The sequence below is a fragment of the Streptomyces sp. Ru71 genome (assembly GCF_002920535.1).
GTDB lineage: Bacteria > Actinomycetota > Actinomycetes > Streptomycetales > Streptomycetaceae > Streptomyces.
Genome location: NZ_PQSS01000190.1, coordinates 1 through 265, shown reverse-complemented (window position 1 = coordinate 265; position 265 = coordinate 1). Strand labels below are relative to the sequence as shown.

Genomic DNA, 265 nt, shown 5'->3' with positions numbered 1-265 from the left:
ATCGCCGAGACCCGCGGCACCGACGCCGGTGAAGGCCGCCGCTGATCCCTTGAACGATCTCAGTATCGACCTCGCCTGGCTGCTCATGCTCGCCGAACAGAAGACCCCGGGAGACCCGCAGGTCACGGACTGGGGCGCCCTGGTCGCCGCCGTCGCCCGGCACCGGGCCGAGATATTCGGCGTGCCCGTGTACGACACCCCGCACGCCCGCGCCGCCTCCCTGCTCCAGCTGCTCATCCACGTCCCGGCGCTGGAACGGGCCAAC

General features: G+C 71.3%; 1 pseudogene. It reads left to right on the top strand.

What is annotated here, in order from left to right:
* Positions 1-49: 49 nt before the first annotated feature.
* A pseudogene (locus C3489_RS38175) lies at positions 50-265 on the top strand (fic family toxin-antitoxin system, toxin component); the annotation flags it as partial.